Genomic DNA, 24626 nt, shown 5'->3' with positions numbered 1-24626 from the left:
ACCGCCGACAAGATCAGGCTGCCGGGCGCGGCCCGGGTATTCAGGGGCTCGGGGAACTGCGAGACGAGCCAGCCACGGTCCGCAGGCCGCCGACAGCATCAGGCCGCCGGGCGGACCCGGCAGCCGGGAACGGGCGCGGGCGCACCCCGCGTCAGCGACGCCCCGTCGCCGTCCCCTTCGTCGCGTCCAGCGCGTACACGCAGCGGTCCTTGCTGCAGGCGTAGACCACTCCGTCGCGGACCACCGGTGAGCCGGTGATCTCGCCGCCCGTGGCGAGCTTCCAGCGGAGTTGGCCGCCCGTCGCGTCGAGGGTGTAGAGCACATGGTCGGCCGAGCCGAAGTGGACCCGGCCGTCGGCGGCGACGGGGGCGCCGACGACCTCGCCGCCCGCGGCGAAGCGCCACAGCGGGGTACCGGCGACCGCGTCGAGGGTGTAGAGCGCGGAGCCGCTGCCGACATGGACGTTGCCGGCGCTGACGAGGACGGGTTCGACGGACTGCCGGGCTTCGGTGGCGATCCGCCAGCGGTCCTTGCCGGTGGTGGCGTCGAGGGCGTAGACCGTGCCGAGGTAGTCGGCGAGGTAGACGCCGCCGCCCGCGACGGCGGGTCCGGGCGCGAAGGCGGGCGGGGAGAGGAAGACCGCAGGGGATTCGAAGTGCCAGCGGACCCGTCCGGTGGCGATGTCGAGGGCGATGACCCGGGTTCCGGCGGAGACGTAGACGAAGCCGTCGGGCGCGGGGTGGACCCGGACGGGGACGTTGCCGCAGGAGGCCGCGTCGCCGACGGGGTACGACCAGCGTTCGTTGCCGGTCCTGGCTTCCAGGGCCCGCAGTCTGGCTTCCTTCCAGACGTACACGGTGTCGCCGGAGATCACCGGCCCGGCCTGGGCGGTCTCGAATTCGGACTGGGCGCCGACCAGTTCCCAGAGCCGGTTGCCGGTGGCCGCCTCCCATGCCTGGACGCCGCCGCCCCGGGTGCCGGTGAGGACGGTGCCCCGGTCGGCCTGGAGGGAGTAGACCCAGGATTCGGTGGAGAGCCGCCACCGTTCGCGGCCGTCGGCGGCGTCGAGGGCGTAGAGGGTCGGTCCGTCGGAGGCGTGGATGCGGCCGCCGTCGAGGGTCATGGACCAGGCGACGTCGCGGGTCTTGAACTGGCGGCGGCCGGTGCCGGTGTCGAGGGCGTGGACCTCGAAGGAGGTGACGTAGAGGAGTCCGCCCGCGACGACGGGCGTGCCCCAGACGTCGTTGGACATCCGGAACCGCCAGGGCCGCCAGCGGCCCGTGCCGTCGGGCAGCAGTGAGGGCGACGAGGGGGTGGGCGGCCGGGCGGGGGCCGCCGGTACGGAAGCGGAGGCGGCGGGCCCGGGGGCGGGCAGGCCGTTGGTCCGGTCGCCGGGCGGGCGGACCCAGCCGGTACCGGGCGGTGAGCCGGGCAGCGGTCCTCGGGCGTCGGCGATCCGCAGCCCGGGGCCGATGGGGGCGGCGACGCCGGGGAGCTGGACGGAGGCTCCGGCGGCGGCCGGGGCGACGGCCCCGGTACGCGGGTCGGCGGCGCTGTTGCCCCGGGCCCATCCCGGGTCGCGCCGGGGCGGGCGCGCGGGCGGCGGCGGCAGCGCCGGGCCCTGGTGGGCGGGTACGGCGGCCGGGTGGGCGTCCGGCGGCGCGAGGGGCGGCCCGGGCGGGGCTGCGGGGTGCGGGGCGGCGGCGGGTGCCGCGGGGGCCACCGTACGGCCCACTCCGCGGCGTGCCTCGATCATGGCGACGGACCGGCCGGGCAGCCAGGCGGAAGCGGTTCCGCTGTCGTCGCCGCCGGAGGCGAAGAGATGCGGGGCGAGCTGGGCCTGGAGGTCCTCGGGGGAGGGGCGGCCCGCCGCGTCCATCCCCATGCAGGACTCGATCAGGGGGCGCAGTTCGGCCGGCAGCCCTTCGAGGTCGGGTCCTTCGCGGAGCAGCATGAAGACGGTTTCGACCGGGTTGGCGCCGTGGAAGGGGGCGTGTCCGGTGGCGGCGAAGACGAGGGTGGAGCCGAGGGAGAAGACATCGCTGGCGCCGGTGACGCTGCGGGAGTCGCGGGCCTGCTCGGGCGACATGTAGGCGGGGGTGCCGACGGCGACGTTGGTCATGGTGAGCCGGGTGTTGGAGACCCCGGACGCGATCCCGAAGTCGATCACCCGGGGCCCGTCCTCGACGACGAGGACGTTGGAGGGCTTGAGGTCGCGGTGGACGAGCCCGGCGCCGTGGATGGACTGGAGGGCCTCCGCGATGCCCGCCGCGAGCCAGCGGACGGCCCTGGCGGGCAGCGGACCGCACTCGTTCACTATCTCTTCCAGCGACGGCGCCGGTACGTAGGCGGTGGCGAGCCACGGCACGGCGGCCCTGGGGTCGGCGTCGACGACGGCGGCGGTGTAGAAGCCGCTGACGGCGCGGGCGGCCTCGACCTCGCGGGTGAAGCGGACCCGGAAGAGCTGGTCCTCGGCGAGTTCGGTACGGACGGTCTTGATCGCCACCCGGCGGCCGGACGCCGACCGGGCGAGATAGACGAGCCCCATACCGCCTGCGCCGAGCCGGCCCAGCACCTCGAACGGACCGATCCGTCTCGGGTCGTGCTGCGTCAGCTGCTCCATCCCTGCCACCTCCCCGTACGGGCCCCGGCTCCTGCGGGCCCGTCCTTCCCGGCCCTGTGCGGCGTTCCACCGCCGAGCCCCGCTGCGGTCGCGCACCGCCGATTCTTCCTGCCGGAGGCGACGGTGGCGAACCCGGGGGCGGATCGGGGTGTCTCACCCGGATCCGGGCAGGTCGGACAGGCCGGAGCCGTCGCTTCCCGCATTTCCGCACCCTTCCTCGTTCCGGCCGCTACCGCCGATGTCGTACCCCGCTCCGCCGCTTCGCATCCCGATTGTCGGTGAGTACGACGATTCGTCCTGGCCGGAACGGGTCCGCCGGGCGCTCGGGGCGGGCCCCGGGCGGCTTCCCCGGCGGTTCCCGTACGGCGCCCGGACGGTGCTCGGACGGCTCCGCGACGGCTCTCGGACGGCCGGGCGGAGTGACGGGTTCCACGATCCTTGACGCAGAAATGGGGCAAGGGGGTGAGCCGCCCCGGCGGAACAGTGGCCCACCTGCGCCTTTCGGAATCGAACGAATGAGCCCACAGGGGTCCCGGCGGGCGACGGAGGGGATACGGAAGGGGTACGGAAGGGGCCTTCGGGGCGCTCCCGGCAGGCCGGGCACCCCATTTGCAGTCGGCCGAATCGCGCGCTGATCACCCCTCGGTAAGCTGACGGCATGACAGGACAAGTACGCACTGTCGACGGCCGAGTGGCCGGACGACGCGGCCAGGCGACGCGGCAGAAGCTGCTGGACTGCCTCGGCGAGATGCTCAGCTCGTCGCCGTACCGGGACGTCAAGGTGATCGACGTCGCCCGGAAGGCGGGCACCTCCCCCGCGACCTTCTACCAGTACTTCCCCGATGTCGAGGGCGCCGTACTGGAGATCGCGGAGGAGATGGCCAAGGAGGGCGCCGCCCTGACCGGACTGGTCGCGGGCCGCTCCTGGACCGGGAAGGCCGCCTGGCAGTCGGCGGAGGAACTGGTCGACGGCTTCCTCGACTTCTGGCGCCGCAACGACGCGATTCTGCGGGTCGTGGACCTGGGTGCCGCCGAGGGCGACAAGCGGTTCTACAAGATCCGTATGAAGATCCTGAACTCGGTCACGAACTCCCTCACGGAGGCCGTGAAGGAGCTTCAGGCGAAGGGCCGGATCGACAAGGACGTCAGTCCGGCGGCGGTCGCGGGCTCCCTCGTGGTCATGCTGGCGGCGGTGGCGTCGCATCAGAAGGGCTTCACCACCTGGGGTGTGAAGCAGGCCGAGCTGCGGCCGAACCTGGCGCTGCTGGTACATCTGGGTATCACGGGCAAGAAGCCGCTGAAGTAGCGACGGCCCGGCGTACGGCGGCCGACGGCGCGCCGTCGCCTGTCACCCCGCCGCCCCGTCATCCCGTCACCCGTACGGCCCACCCCCCACACCTCTTCCTCATCCCCGCGCGGCCCGCGTCTTCGCCCGCGTCCCCCGCCCACCGGCACCCGTTCACCGCCGGTATCCCCACGGGGTTTCCCCACCGCTCCCCGCGTTCCCCCGCTTCCCCCGTTGCCCCGGCCTGCCCGGCCCCGGCGCGCTCGGCGCCGGAGCCCCCCCCTCCCGGACCGGCCGCCCGTCAGCCCGCGGTGCCCGGCTTCGTACCCCAGATGTACAGGGAGTCGTCGACGGCCAGCAGGTCCCACAGTCCGGCCGCGTCCGCCAGCCGCAGGTTGACGCAGCCCGCCGAGCCGCCGCCGTCGTAGAGATTGCCGAGCCGGCCGTGGAGCGCCTGGCCGCCGTCGAAGAACTGGGCGTACGGCATGGGCGCGTCGTCGTAGATGGTGGAGACGTGGTCGCGGCTGCGCCAGTAGATGGTGTGCCAGCCGAGCCGGGTCTCCTCGGAGTCCCGGCCGGTCCTTATCGGTACCGGGTCGAAGACGACCTTCTTGTTCTTCTGCACCCACAGGAGCTGCCGGTCGAGGTCGACGCAGGTGACCCGGTAGGCGCGGACGGGGCACTTGCCCGCTGCGTTCGGATTGGCGCGGGCCTTGACGGCGACCATCGTGCGGTACGTCTCCAGATCGGCGTAGCCGTCCGCCGGGTCGATGCCGTTGGCGGTCTGGAAGCCGCGGATGGCCGCGCAGTCCTCGGCGGACTGGGCGCCGTCCACGGGCCGCTTCAGATACTCCTCCAGGGCCCGCTGGTACGGCCCCGTACCAGCGGTGCATTCGGCCGCGCGGGCACCGGCGGTGCCGGGGCCGGTGGCCGCGGCGGCGGGGGCGACCGCGCCCGCCAGCAGGGCGGCGACGGCGATCGCGGCGGCGCCCGTACCGGCCGGCGCCCGGCCCCGGGCGCCCCGGCGGGCCGCCGCTCCGCCGGTCGTCGCGGTGGTCTGCCCGGAGGTGTCCGGGTGCGGGCCGTCCGGCCGACCGGGCTGCTGCCGTATCTGGTTGCGTCGCATGCGGCGCTCCGTCCTCGTGGTGTCCCCCCTGTGTCCCCAGACCACAGTTATCAGCGGTGGCCGGGGCTCGCCCGGGAGGCGGTCCGAAAAGGTGAAGAACGGTGCCGTGAAGGACGCGTGGCGCGGAAAGTACGACAAACGAAGACCGGCGACGCCTGTTGATGACGAACGAAGACGCGGACGGCCGGTGGTGTCCGGCGCGTCCGCGTCTCCGATCAGGGCGGGTGGCGTACGGCTCCGGCCGGTGGCCGGGCCGTACGCCGTCCCGCTATGCGGTTGTCACTTCTTGCCCTTGCCGCCCTTGCCCTTGCCGGGCTCGCCGCGCTTGTTGGCGACCTCGACGAGGACGGGCTGGTCGGCGTTGTCCGCCGTGATGGTGAAGGGGCCCTTCACCGGGTTCGCCGGAAGGACGTAGCCCTCGGGTACGTCGGTCTCCAGCAGGTAGTACGTACCGAGCTCCAACTCGTCGAAGACACAGCTGCCCTCGACGTCGGTGGCGCAGCCCTGGCCGATCCGGGTGTCGGCGGGGGTGCCGTTCGTGGCCCTGGTCTGGAGACCGGCGACGCCGTTGGTCTCCTCCCACAGCTCGAATACGGCGCCTTCCAGGTCCTTGCCGTTCTTGGCGTCGGTCTTGTGGACCTCGATCTCGCCGGTGGGCGGGGTCGCGGTCCTGGTGTTCTCGGCGGTGACGGTCACGCCCTGCGGAGCGTTCTGCTCCGTCAGGGTGATCGGGAAGACCGGGTTCGCCGGGAGGTCGTACCCCGACGGCGCCTGCGTCTCCTGCCAGTAGTACTGGCCGACCTCGACGGTCTCCGTGCAGGTCCCGTTGGCGGGCGTGGTGCACGGGGCGCCGATGGTGGTGTCCGGGTTGATGCCGATGGTCTGGAGACCGGGGATTCCGTTGGTCTCCTTCCACAGCTGGAACACCGCGCCGGCCAGCGGTTCGCCGGTCTCCGAGTCCTCCTTGACGACGGAGACATCACCGCGGACGGGGGCCGTCCGGGTGTTCTCGGCGGTGACGGTGACGCCGCCCGGGATCTCGTTCTCGGTCAGGATGATCGGGAACACCGGGTTCGCGGGCAGGTCATAGCCCGCCGGGGCCTGGGTCTCACGCCAGTAGTACGTCCCCGGAACCACATCCCGGCTGCACCGGCCGTTCACGGCGGTGGTGCAGGAAGGCGGCAACAGCGTGTCCGGGTTCATCCCCGTGGTCTGAAGACCGGCAACACCGTTGGTCTCCTCCCACAGCTCGAACACCGCACCCGCCAACGGGTCACCCGACTCCTCATCGACCTTGATCACCGTGATCGGCGCCTCACCCGGCGGCGTCCTGGTGTTCTCGGCCGTGACCGTCACACCCTGCGGAGCGTTCTCCTCCGTCAGCGTCACCGGGAAGACCGGGTTCGCCGGAAGGTCGTAGCCCGCGGGGGCCTGGGTCTCCAGCCAGTAGTACTGGCCGACCTCGACGGTCTCCGTGCACGTCCCGTTCGCGGGGGTGGTGCAGGGAGTGCCGATCGAGGTGTCCGGGTCGGCGCCCGTGGTCTGGAGACCGGGAATCCCGTTGGTCTCCTGCCAGAGTTCGAATACCGCTCCGGCCAGCGGAGCACCCGTCTCCGAGTCCTCCTTGACGACCGAGACGTCGCCGGTGACCGCCGGGGTCGCCGTGTTCTCGGCGGTGACGGTGACGCCGCCCGGAATCTCGTTCTCGGTCAGGATGATCGGGAACACCGGGTTCGCCGGCAGGTCGTAACCCGCCGGGGCCTGGGTCTCACGCCAGTAGTACGTCCCCGGAACCACATCCCGGCTGCACCGGCCATTGACGGCGGTGGTGCAGGAAGGCGGCAACAGCGTGTCCGGGTTCATCCCCGTGGTCTGAAGACCGGCAACACCGTTGGTCTCCTCCCACAGCTCGAACACCGCACCCGCCAACGGGTCACCCGACTCCTCATCGACCTTGATCACCGTGATCGGCGCCTCACCCGGCGGCGTCCTGGTGTTCTCGGCCGTCACGGTGACGCCCTGCGGAGCGTTCTCCTCCGTCAGGGTGACCGGGAAGACCGGGTTCGCCGGAAGGTCGTACCCGGGCGGGGCCGCCGTCTCCTGCCAGTAGTACTGGCCGACCTCGACGGTGGCGGTGCACTCACCGGCGACGCCCGTGGTGCACGGGGAGCCGACGGTGGTGTCGGGGTCGGCGCCGCCGATCTGGAGACCGGGGATCCCGTTGGTCTCCTCCCACAGCTGGAACACCGCGCCCGCGAGCAGGGCGCCCGTCACCGAGTCCTCCTTGACCACGGTGACATCGCCGGTGACCGGCGGGATCGCCGTGTTCTCGGCGGTGATGCTCACACCCTGGTCGGCGTTCTCGGCCGTCAGGGTGATCGGGTAGACCGGGTTCATCGGGAGCTGGTACCCGGGCGGGGCCTGCGTCTCCTGCCAGTAGTACTGGCCGATCTCCACGGTCTCCGTGCACGTCCCGTTCGCGGGCGTGGTGCACGGGGCGCCGATCGTGGTGTCCGGATTGATGCCGGTGGTCTGGAGACCGGGTACGCCGTTGGTCTCCTCCCACAGCTGGAACACCGCGCCCGCGAGCGGGGCGCCCGTCACCGAGTCCTCCTTGACGATGGAGACATCGCCGGTGACCGGCGCGGTCGCCGTGTTCTCGGCGGTGACCGTGACGCCGTCGGCCGCGTTCTCCTCGGTCAGCACCAGCGGCCCGAAGACCGGGTTCGCCGGGAGGTCGTAGCCGGGCGGGGCGGCCGTCTCCTGCCAGTAGTACTGGCCGGTCTCGACGGTACGGACGCATTCGCCGTCGGCACCCGTCGTGCAGGGGGCACCGATGGTGAGGTCCGGGTTGGCGCCCGTGGTCTGGAGACCGGGCATCCCGTTGGTCTCGGCCCAGAGCTGGAACACCGCGCCCGCCAGCAGGGCGCCGGTCGCGGCGTCCTCCTTGACGACCGTGACGTCACCGGTGACCGGGGGCTCCGGGATCGCCACGTTCTCCGCCGTCACCGACACCCCGTCGGGGATGTCGCCCTCGGTGAGGGTGAGGGTGGAGACCGGGTTGGCCGGGAGCTGGTAGCCGGGCGGCGGGGTGATCTCGCGCCAGTAGTACGTTCCGGCGACCACGTCCCGGGTGCAGTGACCCTGGGCGTCGGTCGTGCAGTCCGGCGGGACGAGGGTGTCGGGCGTGGCACCGGACGTCTGGAGTCCGGCGACGCCGTTGGTCTCCTGCCAGAACTGGAAGACGGCGCCCGCCAGCGGCGCGCCCGTCTCCGAGTCCACCTTGGTCACGGTCACCGGCGCCTCGCCCGGCGGTACCGGGGTCTGGGTGTTCTCGACGGTGACGCTCACGCCCTGCGCCGCGTTCTCCTCGGTGAGGGTGAGCGGGAAGACCGTGACGGCGGGCAGGTCGTACCCGGGCGGGGCCGAGACCTCGACCCAGTAGTACGTACCCGTGGGCACGATCCTGGCGCACTCGCCGGAGATGTCCGTGGTGCAGTCCGGGAGCTGCTGGGCGTCCGGGTTGGCGCCCGTGGTCTGGAGACCGGGCACACCGTTCGTCTCGTGCCACAGCTCGAAGATCGCGCCGGGCAGCGGCTCGCCGGTCTCGGAGTCGGTCTTCTCGACCGAGATCTCACCCGTGACCGGGGTCCGGCTGTTGTCGGCGGTGACGGTGACACCCGCCGGGACGTCGTCGGCGGTCAGTACGACCGGGAAGACCGGATCCGCCGGGAGGTCGTACCCGGGCGGGGCCGCCGTCTCCTGCCAGTAGTACGTACCGGGCTGGACGGTCTGGGAGCACTGCCCGTTCGCCCCGGTCACGCACGGGGAGCCGATCTGCGAGTCGGGCGAGGCGCCGGTGGTCTGGAGACCGGCGACGCCGTTGGTCTCCTCCCACAGCTGGAAGGTCGCGCCGGCCAGCGGCGCGCCCGTCGTCGCGTCCTCCTTCACGACCGTCACCGGCGCGGTCGGGACCACGACGGAGCAGTCGGGCAGATCGCCCTCGAAGGGGTACGCGTGGAACTCCTGGCCACCACCGGCACCCACGACACTGGTGTGGGTGATGTTGCCGGTGGAGAAGAACCGGCCGTTGGTTCCCGGCAGGGTGACGGTCGTGTTCGACGACTGGTTGCCGATCAGGACACTGCCCTGGAACTGGCCGGTGCCCCGCAGGCCGACCGTGGCGGCGTCGGGGAAGTTCCACAGCAGCCGCTCACGGAGCTGGTTCAGCGGGTCCGTGTCGAAGGGGCTGCCGCTGTAGGTGTTGATGGTGCGGTTGGCGCCCAGCACGTTCACCAGGACGGTGGCGTTGGCCGGGATGTTGTTGAAGACGAGCCCCTGCTGTCCGCCGGAGGTCGTCTGCATGTCGAAGTTGACGTTGAAGACCTGGAGCGCCGAGGTGCCGTCACCGGTGAAGGTGGTCTGGCCGCCCTCGTTGACTGCGGTGCCGGTGGCCGGGCGGTTGGCGCCGTCCTCGGTCCGCGCGTAGCACTGGCTGGCGCTGGTCAGCTCGTCGCGCAGGGCGACGTAGGGGTCGGCCGCGTCCGGGTCCTGGATGAGGGTGCCGGTGACGGTCCCGGTGAGGGTGCCCGCGTACCGTACGTTGCCGCCGTCGGCGAGCAGGCTCTGGCCCGCCGCGACGGAGACGTTCCCGCCCGTGGTGAGGAAGTCGGTGCCGTCGTCCGGGGGGACCCGCGATCCCACACCGACGATGCCGATGTTGTAGATCGAGCTGCCGCCCGCGGCCTTGTTCTGGTCGAAGTTCCCCAGAACGACGACCTTGCCCTCGGCCTCCGCCGCCCGCTCGCGGACGTTGAAGTTGCCGCCCGCGAAGATGTTGATGTTGTTGTCGCGGCCGGCGATGGGACCGTTGTTGATCGGGGGGTACGGGTCGGGACAGGGCGGGGTGCCCGGGATACAGGGCCCGAGACCGCTGGGCAGCGGCGCCCGGAGCTGCTGGGTCCTGTGCAGGTTCAGGGGCTTGAGGGCGCGGGCCCCGGACTTCCCGGTGGCCTTGCCGCCCTTGGCGCCCTTGGCTCCCTCGGCCGCTTTCGCGCCGCGGGCGCCGTCCTTCCGGTCGCCCTCCTTGTCCGTACCGGCCCCGGCCGACGTGACCGTCGCCTCCGGGGCCGGTGCCGCGAGCGCCGTCGAGGCCATACCCGGCCCCAGCGCGAGCGCGGGCGCGGACGCCGCCAGGACGGCACAGGCGACGCCCGTGGTCCAGGAGCGTTGTCGCAGCCGCGCGAGAACTGCTCTCATCACATCGACTTCTCTCGTTAGGTGTGGAATGTCCTGTTACGGACCTCCGCCCTACAGGCTGATCAGGGGGGTCACCGGGGTATCGGCGACACTCTTCGGGCGTCGCCCGGAGAGATCGGACAATCACCCCCCCGTGGGAACGGCGCTGGACTCAGTGGCGGTAGCGGGGCGATCGCTCCGGACGTGACGGAACGGTGGATATTCGTTGGCGCGGCCGGGCACCGGGAGGCAGGCTCGGTACCGCCGCCCCGCCCTCGCCCCACCTCCGCACCGCCCTCGCCCCGCCTACGATCCGACCGGGAACGACTCCTCATGCGCCAGCCCTCGGCCCTCGACGCCGATGCCGTACGACGCCTGCTCGCCCTCGACGGCACCCCGGTCAGCCCGGTCGCGGAAGGGAGCGAGCACGCGACGTGGCTGATCGGCGACGACCGGGTCCTCCGGCTGGCCCTCGACGAGGACGTGACCGCCCGTCAGCGCCGGGAGATCGCCCTCCGGGACGCCCTGCGCCCCCGGCTGCCGGTCCCCGTCCCCGGCAGCCTGGCGGCGGGCGAGTGGGCGCCGGGGCTCTCGTACACCGTCGACACCCGGCTCCCGGGCCGCTCGGCCGAGGAACGGCCGGTCTCCGGCACGGGCGAACTGGATCTCTCCGGGCTGCTGGCGGCCCTGCGCTCCTACGACCCCGAGGACGCCACCGGCCCGACCCCCGGCGCCACAACCGGCCCCGCCCTGCCGTCCGAACCCGTCCGCGACCCGGCCGAACTGACGGAACGGGCGCTCGGCGCGGCCCGGCGGCTGGCGGCCGACCACGCCCTGGACACCGGGCTCGTCCACCGGTGCCTGACCGACGCCCCGCCGCCCGCCGCGCCGGATTCGGCCGTCCTCCTCCACAACGACCTCAAGGGCGAGCATCTGCTGACCGGCGACGACGGCGGTATCACCGGCGTACTGGACTGGACCGACGCGGCGCTCGGCGACCCGGCCGAGGACATCGCCGGGCTCGCGATCTCGATCGGAGCGCCCGCGGCCGTCCGGGCGTCGGCGCTCGCCTCGTACGGCCCGGACGTCTGTCTGCGGGGCGTCTGGCTGGCCCGCTGCGACACCCTGACCCGGCTCGCGGACCGGCTCTACGGCTCCGACGACAGCCCCCTCGGCCTGCTCCGCGCCCAGCGCCGCCGGGCCTGGCAGCTCACCCCGCTCGACCTCTGACCCCCTGGAAGCGGCCCGGCCGGGGCCCGATGTCAGTGCCGTGGTGCACCATCGGAACGGACGGCAGAGACCGGCCGAACGGCACACGCACGGCGAGGGCGGGGACGACGACACGATGACGATCACCAACGAGCAGGTGGCCGAATACACCTTTCTGAAGGCCCTGCGCGGAGACGGGTACTACCCGCTGCGGCTGATCGAGAAGGGCGCCGTGATCCTCCAGGACCTCTGCGTCCGGATCGAGCGGGACCGCCCGGCCGACCTCCCGGCGCTCTACGCCCTGACGGAGGAGGCGACGGAGCGGTTCAACGCGCTCCAGGAGGAGTTCTGGGCGGCGGACAGCGAGATCGAGACGGTCGCGCGGGACGAGATAGCCACGGACTTCTACTTCGTGGCGCAGGCGTACGGCTTCCCATCGGCGGACATGGAGGACCTGGTGGAAGCCCGCGACTGGTAGGCCCCGGCCCGCCCGTCCCGTCTGGGACGATCACCGTATGACCAGCCCGCCCGCCGCGCCCCACGACGACCCCGGCCAGGAGGAGTTCCGCGCGCTGCTGCACGCCCAGCGCGTCTGGGACCACCCCCTGCCCTCCTTCGACCCGGACTCGGCGCCTGACGCGCCGCTGCCGCTGTTCCACCGCTGGTTCGCCGATGCCGTAGCGGCGGGGCAGCCGGAGCCGCACACGATGTCCCTGGCGACGGCGGGCGAGGGCGACAGCGCGCCGGACGTGCGGATCGTGATGCTGCACGACGCCGACGAACGCGGCTGGCATTTCGCCACGCACTCCACCAGCGCCAAGGGACGGCAGCTCGCGGCCCGACCCGAGGCGGCGCTCTGCTTCTACTGGCCGGCGCTGGGGCGGCAGATCCGGATCCGGGGCCGGGTGGCGGCCCTGGGCGCTACGGAGAGCCTGGCGGATCTCCACGCCCGGTCGACGGGCGCGCTCGCGGCGGCGCTCACCGGCCGCCAGAGCGCCCCCCTGCCCGATCTGGCGACCCTCGCCGAGGCGAGCCGGGCGGCCTGGCGGCGGGCCGAGTCGGACCCGGAAGCGCCGGTCCCGACCTGGACGCGGTACGTGCTGACGCCGGACGAGGCCGAGTTCTTCCAGGGGGACGCGGCCCGCCGCCATATCCGCCTCCGCTATACGGGCCCGGCCCCCGGGTGGACCCGTACGCTCCTCTGGCCCTGAGCGCCGGGCCCCGCCCCACGCCCACCCGAAAGCGGCCCAACGCGGCCCGGCGCAGCCCGACCACGGCCCGGCCCGGCCACAAGGCGAAGGCACCCGAACGAAAACGAACACCCCCGATCCCTCGTGATCAATTCGCAATCGATTCCCTTCTTGACTGAGACCCATCAAGTGACCGCGCGATTACGCTCACGCATCATGGACATCGACCGCACCGCGGACCTGCCCGTTTATGTCATCGGGGGCGGCCCCGCCGGACTGGCGACGGCGGCGGCGCTGCGCGCGCACGGCGTACGGGCCGTGGTGCTGGAGAAGTCCCCGGCGGTCGGGGCGTCCTGGCGAGGTCACTACGACCGGCTGCGGCTGCACACCCCGCGTCGGCTCTCGGCGCTGCCGGGTCTGCCGCTGCCCCGGGCCTTCGGGCGCTGGGTCGCCCGGGCCGACCTGGTCCGGTATCTGGAGAAGTACGCCGACTTCCACGAGCTGGAAGTGGTGACGGGCGTCGAGGTGACCCGGGTCGAGCCGCTGCCGCCGACGGACGGCGGCCGGGCCCCGGGACCGAGACCGGGGAAGTTCTTCAGGAGACGCGGGCGCAAGGGCGCGGAGCCGACAGGCTGGCTGCTGCACGCGACCGGCGGACGGCGGCTCACCGGCCGCGCGGTCGTGGTGGCGACCGGCTACAACCACACCCCGCGGCTGCCGGAGTGGCCGGGCGCCGCCTCGTACACCGGCAACCTGATCCACGCGAGCGACTACCGCGACCCGGCACCCTACGCGGACCGGGACGTCCTGGTCGTCGGGGTGGGCAACACGGGCGCCGAGATCGCGGTGGACCTGGCCGACGGCGGCGCGGCCGGGGTCCGGCTCGCGGTCCGCATACCCCCGCACATCGTCCGCCGCACCACCTTGGGCTGGCCGTCGCAGCGGACCGCGATCGCGGCCCGGCGGCTGCCGGTGTTCCTGGTCGACCGGCTGGCCCGGCTCCAGGCCGCGATCGCCGTCCCCGACCTGTCCGCGTACGGGCTGCCGCGCCCGGCGGAGGGGCTCTACACCCGGGCGAGGCAGGGGGCGATCCCGGTCCAGGACATAGGTCTGGTGCGGGCGGTGAAGAAGGGGAGGGTGCGGCCCGTGGCGGCGGTGGAATCGTTCGACGGCGACGCGGTGGTCCTCGCGGACGGTACGCGGCTGACGCCGGACACGGTGATCGCGGCGACGGGGTACGAGCGGGGGCTCGGGAAGATGCTGGGCCATCTCGGCGTACTGGACGGCCGGGGCGGACCACGGGTTCGGGGCGGCCGGTGTCCGGCGGAGGCGCCCGGTCTCTACTTCACCGGTTTCACCAACCCGATCTCGGGCATGCTGCGGGAGATCGCCCTGGACGCTCCGAAGATCGCCAAGGCCGTCGCGCGCCGCTGAACGGGCGCTGCCTCACCGCTGGTTCGCCCGTCGCGCGATGCGCCCGGGCGGTCGTACTCGTACTTCTCCCGCCTTCTCCCGCGTGGTGCTCCCGTGCGCGCGGGTTCGCCTTCACCGCGCGTCTTCCGGAACATCTCCCCGCCTCGGGCGGGCCGCGGGACGTAGCGGCTGAGTATCCGGCGCCGGCCGCGTCCGGTCACCGGTTCTCTGCCTTACCGCGCGGGGCGCGGCGGTACGTCAACTACGGTCGTCGTGGCTCACGACGCGTGGTTGCCGGGCTCCCATTCGGGGTCGGCGGAAGCCGTTCCGGGCTCCCATTCGGGGTCGACGGAGGCCGGGAAGACCTCGTTCACACCCTTTCCGGCCAGGCCCGGGCCCAGCGGTCGTTTGAACACACTCATTACGTTTCCTCCGGATTCATCGCAAGGGTGTGACCATGCGCCATCCGGCGGCCCCCACCCCGTTGTCGTCAGCCTGGGCATCGTACGTGAGAGCGATTCATCACCTCGCCTCTATTACGGCGCAGCTCAGCGCCGCCGGTTCGACGGGACCGGTCCGGGGGTCCGGCTCCAACACCGGCCCCGCCGTGTGAGCACCGGGCCCCGGGGCGGACGGGGCCGCGTTCGGCCCCGGGGGGCGGCTCGCCGTCGTACCGGAGTGCGGGCGGTCGGGTTCCGGCCATTTTTCCGACCGGGCCCCACGCCCCGTGCTGCGGCGGGGCCCAACGGCGGCCCGGCTCAGGGCGCCAGGAGCGCCGCGCAGCCGATGACGACACCGGTCAGCCAGAACAGGGCGAAGCCCCAGACCCAGGGGGCGAGCCGAAGTCGTCCGGCCCGCCCGGTCCCGGCCGTGCGCCCGGCCCGGTCCGCCCGGTCCGTCCGGTCCGCGATGGCCAGCGGCAGTACGACGGAGAGGCAGACCAGCACCCAGGCCAGCAGGTAGCCGGAGGGGTCCCCGACGCCGAACGGTACGGCGTAGAGCGCCCCGAGCCCCAGCACCGCCCCGGCACGCCAGGCCGGTACGGAGCCGCCCCGGCGGTCGGCGGCCCACTCGGCGAAGGCGAGTACGGGCAGTACGTAGGCCAGGGCGATCAGGGCCCCGCCGATCAGGGCGACGACGGGGAGGTAGGCCACGACGGCCAGGGCCAGCACCACCGCGAGCCCCGGGCTGCCCTGCTCCCCGGCGGCCATGAGGGATCCGGCGACGACCACTACGGCGAGCTGGGCCACGGCGGAGGCGTAGCCCGTGGTCGCCGGGCGCAGATAGCGCCGGAGGTGCGGGTACGGGGACGAAGCCGAAGGACTGGAAGACCCCGTAGAAGCCGAAGAAGCCGAGGCCAGCAGGCAGATGGGCACAGGACGACGACCCCTCGTTCGCCGGGAGCCCTTGATCGGCCCCGTCACTCCGGACGATACGCCGCACGGATCGGCCCCCGTCACGCGGCCTCCCGCACCCGCTGCTCACAGCCCGACCGCCCGCCGGGGGACGGCCCGCCGGAAATCGGGATGCCCCGGGCGCCCCGGCTGCCTATCGTCGGTCTTATGGAACCGCTCACCGATCAACAGATCCGCTCGTCCTTCGTGAACTGTACGAAGGGGGAGGCCAAGCGGCTCCGGCTGCCGGTGGAGTTCGGCGACACCCCCTGGGCGGACCTCGACTTCCTGGGCTGGATCGACCCGGGCGCGCCCCAGCGCGCCTATCTCGTCGTCCCCGGCGAGCTGCTCCCGGGGCGGGACGGCCCGGCTCCGCTCGGACTGAGCCTGCGGGTCCCGGGCAGCGGCAACAACAGCGCGTTCAAGTCGAGCCTCTGCAATATCTGTCTGACCGGCCATGCCTCCTCCGGGGTCTCCCTGCTCGTCGCGCCGCTCGCGGGCCCGCGCGGCCGGGAGGGCAGCACGGTCGGTATCTACTTCTGCGCCGATCTGGCCTGTTCCCTCTATATCCGCGGCAAGCGGCAGCCGAAGCTGCGGACCCGGCAGCACGAGGAGAGCCTGACGGTCGAGGAGAAGGTGGCCCGGATGTCGGGCCATCTCGCCGCGTTCGTGGCGAAGGTCCTGGCCGACTGAGCGGCGCCGCGCCGCCGGGCCGCCAGGCCCCTGGGTCTTATCCAGAGCCCGGCCTCGCGGCCTCCGCCACCGCCTTCGCCCCGGGCTCCGGCTCCCCCGCTTCCGCCGTCTCCGCCGTCGGCTCGTCCGGCCGGTGGCGCCGGAAGACGAGGGCCATCAGGGCCGCCACCGCGCAGAGCGCCCCGGAGGCGTACCAGACGACGTCGTACGAGCCGAAGGCGTCCCGGGCCAGCCCGCCCGCGAAGGCCACCACTCCCGCGCCGACCTGGTGCGATGCCAGTACCCAGCCGAACACGATCGCGCTGTCGTCGCCGTAGTACGCGCGGCAGAGCGCGATCGTCGGCGGGACGGTGGCCACCCAGTCCAGTCCGTAGAAGACGATGAAGAAGATCATCGGCGGTTCGACGCTCGGCCCCAGCAGCATCGGCAGAAACATCAGACTCACACCGCGCAGGGCGTAGTAGACGGCGAGCAGCCGCCGGGCCTCGTACCGGTCGGTGAGCCAGCCGGAGCAGACGGTCCCGATGACATCGAAGACGCCGATCACCGCGAGCAGCGACGCGGCGGCCGTGATCGCCATCCCGTGGTCGTGGGCGGCGGGTACGAAGTGGGTCTTCACCAGCCCGTTGGTGGTGGCGCCGCAGATCGCGAAGGTTCCGGCGAGCAGCCAGAAGGGCCCCGTACGGGCGGCGTCGAAGAGGACCGTGATCGCCCGCCGGGCCGCGCCCTTCACCGGCGGCGGCTTGGGCGTGAAGTGTTCGGCGCCGTACGCGGAGACGCCGACGTCCGCCGGGTGGTCCCGCAGCAGCAGCCACACCAGGGGTACGACGGCGAGCGCGCAGAGCGCGACGGTGATCGCGGCCGGCCGCCAGCCCCGCTCCTCCACCAGCCAGGAGAGCAGGGGCAGGAAGACGAGCTGGCCGGAGGCGCCCGCGGCGGTGAGGATGCCGGTGACGAGTCCGCGCCGGGCGACGAACCAGCGGTTGGTGACGGTCGCGGCGAAGGCCAGGGCCATGGAGCCGGAGCCCAGGCCGACCAGAACGCCCCAGAAGAGGACGAGTTGCCAGGCGGCGGTCATGGTGACGGTGAGCGCCGACCCGGCCGCGATCACGGTCAGGGCGAAGGCGACGACCCGGCGGATCCCGAACCGGTCCATCAGGGCGGCGGCGAACGGCGCGGTCAGCCCGTAGAGCGCGAGATTGACCGAGACCGCGAAGCCGATGGTGCCGCGCGACCAGTCGAATTCCTCGTGCAGCGGGTCGATCAGCAGTCCGGGCAGGGAGGCGAAGCCGGCCGCGCCGATGATCGTCACAAAGGTGACGGCGGCCACGGACCAGGCGCGGTGCGGCCTGCGGCGGGAACGGGGCGGGGCGGGTCTGTGCGTCACATCGGTCACGGGCACCAGCTTCCGGCCGCCGGGGCGGCGCATCGAGTGGCCCGAAGGACAGCATTCGCTAGGATCGGGCCATGACGGATGTCCCGACGCCGACGCCCACCCCGTACGCGGCCCCGGGCGCGCCCGGTACCCCGAAGCCCGGTACCCCGAAGCCGGGCAGGCACCGGGTGGTCGTCCTCGCCCTGCCCGATGTCATCCCGTTCGAGCTGTCCATTCCGCCCCGGATCTTCGGCCGGGCCCACAGCCCGTCCGGCGAGCCGCTGTACGAGGTCGTGAGCTGTACGCCCGTACCGGGCCGGGTCCCGGCCAACGGCGACTTCGACATCCATATCGAGCGGGGCCCGGAGGAGTTGGAGCACGCGGACACGGTGATCGTCCCGGCCGCGTACCAGCCGTCGGAGGTCTACGAGGACGGCCGGCTGCCGCCCGGACTGCGGGACGTCTTCGCCCGGATCCGGCCGGGCACCCGGATCGCGTCCATCTGCACCGGCAGCTTCTTCCTGGCCGCCGCGGGCCTCCTCGACGGCCGCCCGGCCACCACGCACTGGTGGTGGGCGGACCACTTCCGGCGCCTCTTCCCCTCGGTGCGGCTGGACCCGGACGTGCTGTACGTGGACGACGGCGACGTCCTCACCTCGGCGGGCGTCGCCGCGGGCATCGACCTCTGCGTCCATATCGTCCGCCGGGACCACGGCGCGGCCGTCGCCAACGACACGGCCCGCCGCAGCGTCGTCCCACCGCACCGGGACGGCGGCCAGGCCCAGTACGTCCACCGCCCGGTCCCCGACGACCGGGCCCACGGCACATCGGCGGCCCGCGCCTGGGCCCTGACCCGCCTCCACGAACCGATCCGCCTCCGCGACCTGGCGGACCGCGAGTCGATGAGCGTCCGCACCTTCACCCGCCGGTTCCGCGAGGAGGTCGGCGTCAGCCCCGGCCAGTGGCTCACCGCCCAGCGCGTCGAACGCGCCCGCCAACTCCTGGAGTCCACCGAACTCCCCATGGACCAGGTGGCCAGGGACGCGGGTTTCGGTACGGCCCAGTCGATGCGAGCGCATCTCCAGTCGGCGCTGGGAGTCCCGCCGACGTCCTACCGCCGCACGTTCCGCGGCGAGGGCGTCCACATCTGACCCCGACCCGCACCCGGTGACGGACTTCTCGGGAGGGCGGCCGGGAGGGCAACCAGGGGGCTCGGGAAACGGCGAAACAAACCACCCACGGGCGGACCGCGCACGCGACTTCGCCCGCCGCGCGGAACCGGTACCCGCCGGTCAGCGCCCGGTCGTACCGTCCAACAGCTCGCGGAGGATGTCGGCGTGCCCGGCGTGCCGCCCGGTCTCCTCGATCAGATGGACCAGGGCCCAACGGAGGCTGGGCGCCGTCATGTTCGGCCGGGACCGGGGTGCGGCCGCGGCAAGGTCCGTACAGCCGTCGAGCACCTCGTTCGCCGCCGCGACGGCGGCCCGGTAGCGCTCCACGACCTCGGCCGCGCCGTCGCCGGGGTCGGCCCGGAAGGTCGCGGGCCAGTCCTCGACCCGCTCACCGAGGAAGGTGGCGCGCTCGACATGGGTGAGATGGTTCAGCAGCCCGAGCAGATTCGTCCCGGACGGCACCGAGGCGGTACGGACCCCGGGTTCGGGGGCGCCCTCGACCTTCGCGGCGACGGAGTCGCGCAGATAGTCGAGGAACCCGCGGAGCACCTCGGTCTCGGTACCGCCGGTCCGGGGCGGCGGGGTGTCCCGGCGGCGCCGGGCGGTCGCGGGGCCCGGCATCAGACGGCCCGCCGTACGGCGAGTACGTGATCGGCCACCTCGGCGGTCTCCCCGCCGGGTCCGGTGGCGATCCGGCGGAGGACCTCGGACCGTTCGACGGTCCACTCCGCCGGGTCCAGTGCCAGCCCGTCGGCGACTTCGCCCGGCGTCGGATAGTGGACCCCGGGGTCCCGGTTCCACGACCAGGGCGCGGCCGACCCGTGGTCCACGACCAGCAGCACCCCGCCGGGCCGGATCGCGTACGCGGCGGTCCGCAGCACCCCGGCCCGGTCCAGCGCGAGCGGCGTCTGGAAGAACTGCGCGGAGACCAGGTCGTACGCCCCGCTCGGAAAGGTCACGGCCAGATCGTGCCGCTCGGCGGTGATCAGCCGGTCGAGCCCGTGGGCCCCGGCGAGCCCGGCGAGCCGCCGTACGGCCACCTCCGACACATCGACGGCGGTCACCCGCCAGCGCTGCCGGGCCAGCCAGAGCGCGTCGCCGCCCTCGCCGCAGCCGAGATCGAGTACGTCGCCGGGCGGCAGGCCCGTGACGTGCTCGACGAGCCGGACATTCGGCCGGGGATCGGCGGCGGCGGGCCGGTCGGCGTAGACGCCGTCCCAGAAGGCGGCCGGATCGGTACTGCCCATCGAAGACTCCTCGGATCGGGTACGGCCCACTCTCGACCGGCCCACGCAGTCCGGCACGGAATCTTGCCGTTCTGGCAAGATGACCGGATGGACCCCGAAACGGCGGACGTCCTCGACACCGTGGGCCCCCGGCTGCGCGCCCTGCGCCGGGCGCGCGGCATCACCCTCGCCGACCTGGCCACGGCGACCGGCGTCTCCGAGAGCACCCTGTCCCGCCTGGAGAGCGGTGGCCGCCGGGCGACGCTGGAACTGCTGCTCCCCCTGGCCCGCGCCTACGACGTCCCCCTCGACGACCTGGTCGGCGCGCCCCGTACCGGTGACCCCCGGATCCATCTGAAGCCGGTCCACCGCTACGGCATGGTCTTCGTCCCGCTGTCCCGCCGCCCCGGCGGCACCCAAGCCTTCAAAATGATCATCCCGGCCCGCCCGGACTCCCTGGAGCCGACCCCGCAGACCCATGAGGGCGTCGAATGGCTCTACGTCCTCAACGGCCGGCTCCGCCTGGTCGTCGGCGACCGCGACCTGACGCTCTCGGCGGGCGAGGCGGCGGAGTTCGACACCTCGATCCCCCACTGGCTGAGCAGCAGGGACGGCGCGACGGTAGAACTCCTCATCCTCTTCGGCCCCCAGGGCACCCGCGCCCACCTCCGCACAACCCCCCACACCCCCCGCCACCACAACGAGCCCTGACACCCCGTCCGAAGGGGGTACGCACGCCGACCGGCTACCCTCCCACAGCCCGCTCCCCGGGCGCCCCCGCGGACCAGAAGGCGGACCGCACATTGGGGTACGGCACCTCACTGTTCGAGTAGTCCTGGCCAAGGGCCCGTACAGCCGGATCAGGCACCTCGGACTGCTGGGCACAGGGAGTCGCGACTTCGAAAAACGCCTGCCCGCGGTCACCGAAGACCACACTGATGGAGAACCCCTCGGCGGACCGCGCGAAGATCGCCGGATGCTCCTTGTCATCGTTGACCGAGACGATCGCATAGCCGCTCTTCTTCCAGGCTCGCTCCGTTACACCCAGAAAGTTGCCGCGCCGCCCCTCGGAGACAATCGTCATGACCGTCCGGTAACGGCTCAGATCGCAAGTCCCGACCGTGGTCTGGTCATACGTCCACTCGATCTCCGGCACGTACGCCGCCATGGTGGCATCGAGCATGGCATCCGCCTTCTCTGCGGCTTCCTTCATCGTGAAGTCCACTCTGGGCTCCTCCCGCCTGTCGTCGCCCGACACCAGGCCGCATCCACCAAGCACGGTCCCGGCCAAAGCCGTCACAATCATGCTGCGGACTCGGCGGCTCGCCTGCGTCATCGATGCCTCTCTGTCTTAATGCCGTACTCACCCGATACGATTCGGGCAATATTGTCCGCAGAGACCTTATCCTTCTCCGGCGTGAAGTACTGAGAATGCGCAGCCGTGAAATCGCCACCAAAGGGATGCGGACCGTCGTCTACGGCAAAACGCTGCGCACCGAACTCCCGACTGGCGGGATCCGTTCCGAAGTAGTTCTCATTCGAATTATCAAAACTTGCGATAGCTTGAGGGAATTTAGGCATGTTGGTCACAAAATCATTGTCGGCCGCCCCCACATACACGCGGCTGGACGGAACCCCGAGATCTGCGGCTCTGTCAACACCGACGCCCGGACTGCCCACCAGAATAATATCGTCCACCCCTGGGATTCCCCCCGACTGTTTGGCCGCTGTCCCGACAGTGAGCGAACCGTACGAGTGACCTATGGCCGTCACATGGGGATCCTCATGCTGGTTGGTCACGGCGATTCCCTCCATAAATCGATTGTAGGCCGGTGCACCTCTTTCTGCGTTCGCCGTCGTCCGGACCTCGACATGCTGGGGAGCGTCATAACCGAGCCAGACGATGGAGGCCGTAGACTTGTTGTACCGCTGCGCGCCGATCGCGGTGTCAAGCGCGCGCTTCACCGTCCCGCCAGCGAAATCGCCATTCAGCTTCGTATCCATCCCCGGCACGTAAGCGGAGACGTTACGCGAAGTGTCCGGGTTCCCAAAGGAGATGATGGCCCGACCGTTTCCCTCATCACTGATTCCCAGCAGATACATGGGAACTTTACTGGGCTCCAGTAACCGCTCCTCGATCTTCCGCAACCCTTCGAGCATGCCGGGATCATCACCACGGCGCTCGACCTCCTCCATGAGGATCGGCAGGTAGCTTCGGTTGGCTTCGTCTCTGACCACAGCGGGGATACCGTCCAGCATTCCGATCAGCTCAGGCGCTGTGTCCAGATATTCCCTGCGCTGCTCCTCGTCCAGCCCCTCCCACCATTTCTGATTGTGGGCAGGATCGGCACCTTTGGGCATCGCTTCTGCGAGATAGCGCATAGCCGCAACGCGCACCTTGCTCACGTCCTGCCGCATGTCCGCCAACATGGGCTCCGTGACCTCCAAGCCACTGGGTGCCTTCAGCCTGCCCAAGGTCTTGGCGTAACGAGCATCCACTTCAGCAGCGGATCGAACGGCGCGGGCAATACGGTCGGCAATGTCCTGCGCTGCCCTGGCATGGGGATTCAACTCAAGATCGCCCCGAAATCGGCCATCCTGAGGGTCGTGCGGAACGATCTGAGGCGGCTTGCCGTACTCGCCGGTACCGGGCAGCTCTCCGGGCACACGGGAACTCCCTTGCGCCGTACCGCCGGATGCACGCTTCTCTCCCGCACCGGACCCGATGACCGCAGATGGATACGTAACTGAGCCGTCGGTGTTGACCGTAACTCCCAGCGCAGCCGCATCATCCAGGGATTGGCGCAGCTTTCGCTGCGCCTCAGCCAGTTCCACGGAAAGTCCGTTCAGGGCGGTACGCACCAACCCGCACTCTGTGGACAGGTATTCGTAGTTACGGCTGAGGCGATGCAGGCGCGACACAGCCTTCCGAGCCGCCTCACTCTCCTGAGTTTCGACGAGTTTCATCGACATGGCTCTTGTGACGGTCTGTCGATCAGCCGCAGAGCTCTCGGATACACGGTGCCAGGCGTCCGCCGCCTCTTCGAACTCGGACGGCCTGATATCCCGAAGCTCCTGCCATGTCAGAAAGTCAGATGTCATCGCGCACCACCGACCTCAGCAGACGAGGAATCAATCGACTTCTTGACTCCGGTGTCTACACCCGGGAACTCCTCGGCGACCTTGAGAAGGGCCCCGTCCAAGTACGCGCACTCGTTCCGCACAGAGGAGATTCGCTCCTCCCAGGACTCAAGTACGGACTTCAAAACGGAGACACTGGTAAGCCCAGCCCCTCCCTGAGCGACACCTTTATGGCCGGCTTCAAGGGTCCGCTCGCTCTGATCCGCACTCCGGCGCAGGTCATTCGCAGCCTTGGCAGCCTGTCGCCAGGGGGTACCTCCGTGCAGCAGTCGGCCGACACCGCCGGCCCCGCCCGGTCCCCCCTCCCCGGCGGAAGCTCCGGGAGTCAGCGACGCGAGGGACATACCGAGACTCCCGGATGGGGCAGCAGCATCCGACGACTCAATACCGAACATTTCCCGCCATCGCTGTGCATCGAATTCCGGCGCCACGTAAACCCCCCGAACAGCCGACTGGCGTCTCGAAACGAACGTTTCGGGAAATGATAGTCCGCATCCGATACCCGCCACCACATGCGCCGCAATCAGCAGCACAACGAAAGCATGCGGCCATAGCATGCCGATGCAGTACACACAAGAGCACACGCACTTACTTGAATCGAGTAAATGAGCGAACCAAAAGGACCTGTTGGATTGTGCGGCCACCGACGCCCCGGCCGTGCCGGGTTCCGCGACCCGGATCGAGCGCACACCACGGCGCCCCGCCGGATGATCGACGGGGCGCCGGGTGGGGACCGGGGTGGGTCAGGTGTTGTCGCGCGGGGAGCTTTCGATGCCTGCCGAGCAGGGAACACAGCCCGACGCGCGGTACGCGGCGGTACTGGTTATCGGCATGGCGTCGTTCTCGATCTCTCCGGGATTCCGGCCATCGGGGGTCAGGACTTGTTGGAGGCCGAGGATTCGATCCCCGCGGAATCCGGGACCCAGCCCGCGCCGCAGTAGGAGTAGGACATTCCGCTCTGCTTCCAGGTGGTGGCGCTCACATTCTTCTTGCGGGTGCCGCGCTCCTCCTGGCAGATGGTGATGGCCCGGTAGGAGCCGCCGTTGTGGCTGGAGCAGCTGGCCCAGGAGCCCGAGCGGTGGCTGATGCCGTAACTACAGCCGGTGGGATGCGCCTTGGCGCCCACCGAACCGGCGACGGGAGCCGAGGTCAGAGCCGACGCGGGGGCCGCAGTTCCGAGCGAGAACAGGCCCGCCATCAGGGCGCCCACCGCGGGGGCGACGATCGCGCGCTTCAGGGGAGAAGACTTCGACATGGGGTGCTCACCCATCCCTTTCGACGATGACGACGGCGACGGTCCGGGACGCTATTCCCGGCTCGGGGCCATCGGCAATGAGGGATCGGAAGCTGTCCGAAAACCTTTCGGCCGATGATTGCGTCGACACCGTGGCAAAGCGGATCGAATTCAGGGCCGAATACCCGGGACCGCTATCACCAAACACCGGGTTCACGGCGGAGAAATCGCGCCTCGCCGAAGTGTCCGGCACGGGGTGATTGCCCGGTGATCGGGCCGCGATACGCAGATACGCCACCGGGCCGGG

At 71.4% G+C, this 24626-nt stretch carries 20 protein-coding genes; 8 read left to right on the top strand and 12 right to left on the bottom strand.

Features of this window, described 5'->3' with window-relative positions:
* Positions 1-151 precede the first annotated feature (151 nt).
* Positions 152-2623, bottom strand: coding sequence for a PQQ-binding-like beta-propeller repeat protein (locus AB0G74_RS13055; RefSeq protein WP_361144439.1), 2472 nt, complete (start codon positions 2621-2623; stop codon positions 152-154).
* A 658-nt stretch (positions 2624-3281) separates the two neighbouring features.
* On the opposite strand from AB0G74_RS13055, the gene AB0G74_RS13050 reads away from it, so the two are divergent.
* On the top strand, positions 3282-3929 hold the full coding sequence (locus tag AB0G74_RS13050; RefSeq protein WP_358825435.1) for a TetR family transcriptional regulator: 648 nt from the start codon (positions 3282-3284) through the stop codon (positions 3927-3929).
* Between the two features lie 280 nt (positions 3930-4209).
* Here the strand turns inward: AB0G74_RS13050 and AB0G74_RS13045 are convergent, their stop codons facing one another.
* Both AB0G74_RS13045 and AB0G74_RS13040 read right to left on the bottom strand, forming a co-directional pair.
* Entirely contained in the window at positions 4210-5034 is an 825-nt protein-coding gene (locus tag AB0G74_RS13045; RefSeq protein ID WP_361144436.1) for a L,D-transpeptidase family protein, read from the bottom strand.
* Positions 5035-5313: 279 nt separating this feature from the next.
* Complete coding sequence (locus AB0G74_RS13040) at positions 5314-10293, bottom strand: SpaA isopeptide-forming pilin-related protein (protein ID WP_361144433.1); 4980 nt, start codon at positions 10291-10293, stop codon at positions 5314-5316.
* A 312-nt stretch (positions 10294-10605) separates the two neighbouring features.
* On the opposite strand from AB0G74_RS13040, the gene AB0G74_RS13035 reads away from it, so the two are divergent.
* From AB0G74_RS13035 to AB0G74_RS13020, 4 genes are all read left to right on the top strand, one after another.
* Positions 10606-11502 carry a phosphotransferase gene (locus AB0G74_RS13035; protein ID WP_361144430.1) on the top strand — a complete coding sequence of 299 codons (897 nt, stop codon included), beginning with the start codon at positions 10606-10608 and terminating at the stop codon, positions 11500-11502.
* 115 nt (positions 11503-11617) lie between these two features.
* Positions 11618-11959 (top strand): DUF5713 family protein, encoded by a 342-nt coding sequence (locus tag AB0G74_RS13030; RefSeq protein WP_361144427.1) that lies wholly within the window; start codon positions 11618-11620, stop codon positions 11957-11959.
* A 37-nt stretch (positions 11960-11996) separates the two neighbouring features.
* Positions 11997-12692, top strand: coding sequence for a pyridoxal 5'-phosphate synthase (locus AB0G74_RS13025; protein ID WP_361144424.1), 696 nt, complete (start codon positions 11997-11999; stop codon positions 12690-12692).
* Positions 12693-12887: 195 nt separating this feature from the next.
* Entirely contained in the window at positions 12888-14105 is a 1218-nt protein-coding gene (locus tag AB0G74_RS13020; RefSeq protein WP_361144421.1) for an NAD(P)/FAD-dependent oxidoreductase, read from the top strand.
* Positions 14106-14362: 257 nt separating this feature from the next.
* Here the strand turns inward: AB0G74_RS13020 and AB0G74_RS13015 are convergent, their stop codons facing one another.
* Together AB0G74_RS13015 and AB0G74_RS13010 are read right to left on the bottom strand one after the other, a co-directional pair.
* Positions 14363-14506, bottom strand: coding sequence for a hypothetical protein (locus tag AB0G74_RS13015; protein WP_361144418.1), 144 nt, complete (start codon positions 14504-14506; stop codon positions 14363-14365).
* Between the two features lie 336 nt (positions 14507-14842).
* Positions 14843-15334, bottom strand: a complete 492-nt coding sequence (locus tag AB0G74_RS13010; protein WP_361144416.1) for a hypothetical protein — start codon at positions 15332-15334, stop codon at positions 14843-14845.
* 312 nt (positions 15335-15646) lie between these two features.
* Here AB0G74_RS13010 and AB0G74_RS13005 point away from each other — a divergent pair, with 312 nt between their 5' ends.
* Positions 15647-16171 carry an FBP domain-containing protein gene (locus AB0G74_RS13005; RefSeq protein WP_361144413.1) on the top strand — a complete coding sequence of 175 codons (525 nt, stop codon included), beginning with the start codon at positions 15647-15649 and terminating at the stop codon, positions 16169-16171.
* Positions 16172-16208: 37 nt separating this feature from the next.
* On the opposite strand, the gene AB0G74_RS13000 is transcribed toward AB0G74_RS13005, so the two are convergent.
* The gene (locus AB0G74_RS13000; protein WP_361144410.1) at positions 16209-17600 is read right to left on the bottom strand and encodes an MFS transporter; all 1392 of its coding nucleotides are present in this window, start codon (positions 17598-17600) and stop codon (positions 16209-16211) included.
* A gap of 38 nt (positions 17601-17638) precedes the next feature.
* Between AB0G74_RS13000 and AB0G74_RS12995 the strand changes: the two genes are divergently transcribed.
* Positions 17639-18697: a helix-turn-helix domain-containing protein gene (locus AB0G74_RS12995; RefSeq protein WP_361144408.1), complete on the top strand. Its 1059-nt coding sequence runs from the start codon at positions 17639-17641 to the stop codon at positions 18695-18697.
* A 141-nt stretch (positions 18698-18838) separates the two neighbouring features.
* On the opposite strand, the gene AB0G74_RS12990 is transcribed toward AB0G74_RS12995, so the two are convergent.
* A complete protein-coding gene (locus AB0G74_RS12990; RefSeq protein WP_361144406.1) occupies positions 18839-19339 on the bottom strand; it encodes a DinB family protein in 501 nt (166 codons plus the stop codon).
* Positions 19339-19965: a methyltransferase domain-containing protein gene (locus AB0G74_RS12985; protein WP_361144403.1), complete on the bottom strand. Its 627-nt coding sequence runs from the start codon at positions 19963-19965 to the stop codon at positions 19339-19341. Before AB0G74_RS12985 ends, AB0G74_RS12990 begins: the two co-directional genes overlap by 1 nt.
* Before the next feature lie 87 nt (positions 19966-20052).
* Between AB0G74_RS12985 and AB0G74_RS12980 the strand changes: the two genes are divergently transcribed.
* Entirely contained in the window at positions 20053-20655 is a 603-nt protein-coding gene (locus AB0G74_RS12980) for an XRE family transcriptional regulator (RefSeq protein WP_361144400.1), read from the top strand.
* A gap of 34 nt (positions 20656-20689) precedes the next feature.
* Here AB0G74_RS12980 and AB0G74_RS12975 read toward each other — a convergent pair whose 3' ends face one another.
* From AB0G74_RS12975 to AB0G74_RS12960, 4 genes are all read right to left on the bottom strand, one after another.
* Complete coding sequence (locus tag AB0G74_RS12975) at positions 20690-21280, bottom strand: hypothetical protein (RefSeq protein ID WP_361144398.1); 591 nt, start codon at positions 21278-21280, stop codon at positions 20690-20692.
* Positions 21277-23046: an alpha/beta hydrolase gene (locus AB0G74_RS12970; RefSeq protein WP_361144395.1), complete on the bottom strand. Its 1770-nt coding sequence runs from the start codon at positions 23044-23046 to the stop codon at positions 21277-21279. Before AB0G74_RS12970 ends, AB0G74_RS12975 begins: the two co-directional genes overlap by 4 nt.
* Positions 23047-23959: 913 nt before the next feature.
* Entirely contained in the window at positions 23960-24340 is a 381-nt protein-coding gene (locus tag AB0G74_RS12965; RefSeq protein ID WP_361144392.1) for a hypothetical protein, read from the bottom strand.
* A gap of 7 nt (positions 24341-24347) precedes the next feature.
* Positions 24348-24617 carry a hypothetical protein gene (locus AB0G74_RS12960; protein WP_361144389.1) on the bottom strand — a complete coding sequence of 90 codons (270 nt, stop codon included), beginning with the start codon at positions 24615-24617 and terminating at the stop codon, positions 24348-24350.
* Positions 24618-24626: the final 9 nt, after the last annotated feature.

This window comes from Streptomyces sp. NPDC020875 (assembly GCF_040641415.1).
Classification (GTDB): Bacteria; Actinomycetota; Actinomycetes; order Streptomycetales; family Streptomycetaceae; genus Streptomyces.
This window is presented reverse-complemented; position numbering and strand designations above follow the sequence as displayed.

Excerpts from the sequence above, each read along its gene's own strand:
- AB0G74_RS13055 (WP_361144439.1), bottom strand. The coding sequence starts at position 2,623 with ATGGAGCAGCTGACGCAGCACGACCCGAGACGGATCGGTCCGTTCGAG.
- AB0G74_RS12985 (WP_361144403.1), bottom strand. The coding sequence starts at position 19,965 with ATGGGCAGTACCGATCCGGCCGCCTTCTGGGACGGCGTCTACGCCGAC.
- AB0G74_RS12995 (WP_361144408.1), top strand. The coding sequence starts at position 17,639 with ATGACGGATGTCCCGACGCCGACGCCCACCCCGTACGCGGCCCCGGGC.
- AB0G74_RS12990 (WP_361144406.1), bottom strand. The coding sequence starts at position 19,339 with ATGCCGGGCCCCGCGACCGCCCGGCGCCGCCGGGACACCCCGCCGCCC.
- AB0G74_RS12970 (WP_361144395.1), bottom strand. The coding sequence starts at position 23,046 with ATGACATCTGACTTTCTGACATGGCAGGAGCTTCGGGATATCAGGCCG.
- AB0G74_RS12980 (WP_361144400.1), top strand. The coding sequence starts at position 20,053 with ATGGACCCCGAAACGGCGGACGTCCTCGACACCGTGGGCCCCCGGCTG.
- AB0G74_RS12965 (WP_361144392.1), bottom strand. The coding sequence starts at position 24,340 with ATGTCGAAGTCTTCTCCCCTGAAGCGCGCGATCGTCGCCCCCGCGGTG.
- AB0G74_RS13000 (WP_361144410.1), bottom strand. The coding sequence starts at position 17,600 with ATGCGCCGCCCCGGCGGCCGGAAGCTGGTGCCCGTGACCGATGTGACG.
- AB0G74_RS13005 (WP_361144413.1), top strand. The coding sequence starts at position 15,647 with ATGGAACCGCTCACCGATCAACAGATCCGCTCGTCCTTCGTGAACTGT.
- AB0G74_RS13025 (WP_361144424.1), top strand. The coding sequence starts at position 11,997 with ATGACCAGCCCGCCCGCCGCGCCCCACGACGACCCCGGCCAGGAGGAG.
- AB0G74_RS13035 (WP_361144430.1), top strand. The coding sequence starts at position 10,606 with ATGCGCCAGCCCTCGGCCCTCGACGCCGATGCCGTACGACGCCTGCTC.
- AB0G74_RS12975 (WP_361144398.1), bottom strand. The coding sequence starts at position 21,280 with ATGACGCAGGCGAGCCGCCGAGTCCGCAGCATGATTGTGACGGCTTTG.
- AB0G74_RS13015 (WP_361144418.1), bottom strand. The coding sequence starts at position 14,506 with ATGAGTGTGTTCAAACGACCGCTGGGCCCGGGCCTGGCCGGAAAGGGT.
- AB0G74_RS13020 (WP_361144421.1), top strand. The coding sequence starts at position 12,888 with ATGGACATCGACCGCACCGCGGACCTGCCCGTTTATGTCATCGGGGGC.
- AB0G74_RS13040 (WP_361144433.1), bottom strand. The coding sequence starts at position 10,293 with ATGAGAGCAGTTCTCGCGCGGCTGCGACAACGCTCCTGGACCACGGGC.
- AB0G74_RS13045 (WP_361144436.1), bottom strand. The coding sequence starts at position 5,034 with ATGCGACGCAACCAGATACGGCAGCAGCCCGGTCGGCCGGACGGCCCG.
- AB0G74_RS13030 (WP_361144427.1), top strand. The coding sequence starts at position 11,618 with ATGACGATCACCAACGAGCAGGTGGCCGAATACACCTTTCTGAAGGCC.
- AB0G74_RS13050 (WP_358825435.1), top strand. The coding sequence starts at position 3,282 with ATGACAGGACAAGTACGCACTGTCGACGGCCGAGTGGCCGGACGACGC.